Annotated in this window: 3 protein-coding genes; all 3 read left to right on the forward strand. The window is 36.5% G+C overall.

Annotated features, from left to right (window positions below; all coding sequences use genetic code 11):
* Positions 1 to 238: 238 nt before the first annotated feature.
* The 3 genes from GT748_RS14730 to GT748_RS14740 all read left to right on the forward strand — a co-directional run bounded on the left by GT748_RS14730 (position 239) and on the right by GT748_RS14740 (position 3,957).
* Positions 239 to 1,066, forward strand: coding sequence for a KilA-N domain-containing protein (locus GT748_RS14730; protein ID WP_134107067.1), 828 nt, complete (start codon positions 239 to 241; stop codon positions 1,064 to 1,066).
* A 425-nt stretch (positions 1,067 to 1,491) separates the two neighbouring features.
* Complete coding sequence (locus GT748_RS14735; protein ID WP_134107069.1) at positions 1,492 to 3,588, forward strand: AAA family ATPase; 2,097 nt, start codon at positions 1,492 to 1,494, stop codon at positions 3,586 to 3,588.
* Positions 3,589 to 3,675: 87 nt separating this feature from the next.
* Positions 3,676 to 3,957, forward strand: coding sequence for a hypothetical protein (locus GT748_RS14740; RefSeq protein ID WP_134107071.1), 282 nt, complete (start codon positions 3,676 to 3,678; stop codon positions 3,955 to 3,957).
* Positions 3,958 to 4,075 lie beyond the last annotated feature (118 nt).

Consider the following 4,075-nt stretch of genomic DNA (forward strand, 5'->3'; position numbering starts at 1 on the left):
TGGTAAACGATACACAGGCAGGCAAAAGCGCATGGTAGCATGCGCTTTTGCGTGTCCTGTGCGCATAGTGATTTGGATTTGAGGCAATGTGATATTCTGGTTGCCAAAAAAATAGGGCTGGCGTATAATTACCTTATTAAACACTACTTTCTAACTTTGGTATGCAGTAGGAAATTCGGTATGAGCGATGTCGTTTTTTGAGCCGAAGGATTAAGCTACAAAGAGGAGGTACAGCAAAATGGATAAACTTGTTGTTCGTGGCACGGAAATCAATGTCCAGTGGAACCTTAAGCGGGATGATTTCCTCAGCTTAACTGATATTGCAAAAATTAAAGATAACGACAATCCGAGGTATATCATTCAGAACTGGATGCGAAATAGAAACACTATTGAATTTCTGGGCGTATGGGAAACACTTTACAATCCTGATTTTAACCGTGTCGAATTCGATGCGTTTAGAACACAGGCCGGTTTGAACAGTTTTGTGATGACTCCTCAAAAATGGGTAGAGACTACTAACGCCATCGGTATTATTTCAAAGGCGGGGCGATATGGAGGGACCTATGCCCATAAAGAAATTGCATTTGAATTTGCGTCTTGGATTTCAGTAGAATTTAAGCTTTATTTGGTCAAGGAATTCGAACGTCTTAAAACCGAAGAGATGAAACAGCTTGGCTGGGATATTAAGCGCAACCTTGCCAAAATCAATTATCGAATTCATACCGATGCAATCAAAGAAAATCTGATTCCGCAAGAGCTTTCTGTGCGCCAGATGTCAATAATTTACGCTAATGAAGCAGATGTTTTAAATATGGCTCTATTTGGCATGACCGCCAAACAATGGAGGGATGCTCATCCAGATCTCAAGGGGAATATTCGTGACTATGCTAATGTTTCACAACTTGTATGTCTTTCAAATTTGGAGAATTTGAATGCCGTGTTTATCAACGAGGGAATGACTCAGATGAAACGGCTGGAGAAACTTAATGCTATCGCTATCAGTCAAATGAAGATACTGACGGAAGATCATCGGATTCTGCAGCTCGAAGCAGCAAAAGATAGTTAAGAAGATTAGGATATAATAAGGAATGCTTCCTATTTTAATTCCTTTGAATGCGTGAGAATTAAGATAAGTGAGATCAAATAAGTTCATGGTATATGATACCTCTTTCGAAATAGAGTATCGGTATTGATGTATCGAGGATTGAGTTCTTAATTCATTAGCTACGCTTTGAATATAATTAGCAAAGAGGAGACATAAGATGAACGAGCAAATTCAAGAATAATGTAATGTTGAACAAACATACTTGACAATTAGGGAATACCTACTTCACATATCTTCCAACAGAAGACGAATTGAGCCGAGAATTGCGTCTTGATGAATTTAGAAAATTGGAAGAAGACACGATCAATTGCCCAAATTAGTGAAACAGAGCCGAATAGCGTGATTTAGCAATTCGTTTTTGGAATTTCTGCATTGGAGAAAAGAAAATGGATTTTCAAATTTCAAATTGTAACAACATTGATTTTGGATTAATTCATATAGAAGAAAATTGTTTGAATATTAAGTATGCTGCGAATGGAACAGGAAAAACAACTATAGCCAATGCACTTGATGCGATAGATAAAAAAGAAGAGTTAAAAGAGTTGGTTCCATATAAATATAGAGACAATATTCCAATTGAATCCGAACATCTCCCTGCAGTAACTTGCAATTGTGGTACTCCGAGCATTGCGATTTTTAATGAAAAATATGTAGATGAATTTCTATTTGTTGGAGATGAGCTGATTAAGGGGAGCTTTGACATTTTCATTAAAACGCCGGATTATGATTTGCATATGACAGAGATTCAGAAATTAATGAATGACATTCAGATTGCATTTGCGAATGATCCGGAAATTGAAAAGCTTTTTTCTGAATTGACGGCTTTTGTTGAAGGTTGTGGAAAAGCGCAAAAGGGATACTCAAAAGCGAGCATATTGGGAAAGGGGCTAGGCAAAGGAAACAAAATACAAAATGTTCCAGAGGAATTAGCTGAATACAAGAGCTTTATTCAGGGTGAAAATAATATTAATTGGATTGCTTGGCAAGGTAAAGGACGAGATTTTATAGATGAAAATGATCGTTGTCCTTACTGTGCAACGGCTATTGATGAGAAACGAAAAGAATTGACAAAAAAAGTAGGCGAGGAGTATGATTCTAAAAGTGCGCAAAATTTATTAAAAATGGTAGACTTATTACGTTCTATGGAAGATTTCTTTTCGGATGCAACGAAGAGAATGCTGAGCATACTAATTAGTAACACCTCTGGCTTTACGAAGGAACAAGAGCTTTTTATTGGTGAAGTACGAAAAGAAGTTGAATCATTGCGTGATAGGCTAATAGAAATTCGTGCGATAAATTTTTCGAAATTGAAGGACGCAAAATGTGTGACAGATGTGTTGAATGATAAGAAAATCGATTTGTCATATTTAATTCACTTAGATACAGAGTACACTGCAGCACGAATCGCTACTATAAATGGAGCGATTGAAAAAGTTTTAGAGAAAGCGACTCTGCTCCAGGCCGAAATAGGGAAGCAACGGGCAACAATCAAGCGCACAATTGAAAAAAATCGCGAAGAAATCAATTCTTTTCTTGAAAATGCAGGATACAAATATCATGTTGAAATTGAGGAAAACATAGAAACATATCGTTTGGTTTTAAAGTCAAATGAAGGAGCACATATTAGTAATGTAAAGTCTCGACTTAGTTATGGAGAAAGAAATGCTTTTGCGTTAGTTCTATTTATGTACAGTCAACTAAAAGAAAATGCGGATTTAATAATTTTAGATGACCCTATCTCTTCCTTTGATAAAAATAAGAAGTATGCTATTATTGCGATGCTGTTTCGCGGTGAACACTCTTTCAGGGGCAGAACAGTAATGATGCTGACTCATGACTTTGACCCGATTGTGGATTTGATACATGAACCATCAATTCGAAAAAGATTTGCACCTCCTCCTAATGGGTATTTTCTTTGGAACAATAATGGAGAATTGCAGGAAAAGAAGATATTACCGGACGACGTGTGTTCTTTTTACCAGTTGGCAGAAAAGATTATTAGTGGAGAAACCGATGAGATAAACAAGCTTGTTTATTGGCGACGACAGTTGGAAGCGTGTGGTGAGAAGGGCGTTATATGGGATATTGTTTCTAGTCTTTTACATGGACGTGAATATCCAACACGACGGAAGGGAAATGAAGAGGTAAGGTTGACGGCAGAGGAATTTGAAGAAGGAGTATTGCAGATAAGGGCGAAATTTCCTGCGTTCGATTATCAAAGAATATATGAACGAATTAGTGATCCTGCAACATTAATTGAATTGTATCATAATACTACTTGTGGATATGAAAAAGTTCAGTTATATAGATTGATAGATTCGGAATTGAAAAAGAACCCGATTATAAAAAAATATGTTGATGAATCATATCACGTGGAAAATGATTGTTTGTTCCAATTAAACCCGGAGAAATATGAGATTGTCCCCAATTACATTGTCGAGTTCTGTAATAATGGGGTTGATTTAATAGCACAAGGGATATAGACCGATTTGTTGTACACATATCTGGCTATAATTAATCGTAAAGATAATTGAAGATTATTAAATATAGTCTTTACGGAGGTCAGATGAATGAAAATAATATTTCCAGATAGGTGTACATGGCCGAGTGAAAAATGCAAAACAGTTGCAGATCTTATCGAGAAGAGAGTAATATTACTTGTGGGGGATAAAAAGGCTGGAAGTATCGCTGAATTAGTTTTTAGAAGGTTAAAAGGAGATGTTGGTTCGTTAATTGAATCAAAGGGGAAAAGTAAAATTATTGTATTAGATGAGTCGTATTTATACAATTTAACTGAATTGGGAACTGGACGGGGAGACTTTGATTGTACGATTTTAGAGCTGCTAAAATAGATAACATATAGAATAATTTTAATAGAGTGTATTACTGTTGTTAGAGCAGCTGACTCTTAATCAGCGGGCCCAGGGTTCGAGTCCCTGAAAGTGCACCATTATCAGCAAACTCGAACTT

It is taken from the genome of Bittarella massiliensis (ex Durand et al. 2017) (assembly GCF_009876955.1).
In the GTDB taxonomy this organism is placed as follows: Bacteria; Bacillota; Clostridia; order Oscillospirales; family Ruminococcaceae; genus Bittarella; species Bittarella massiliensis.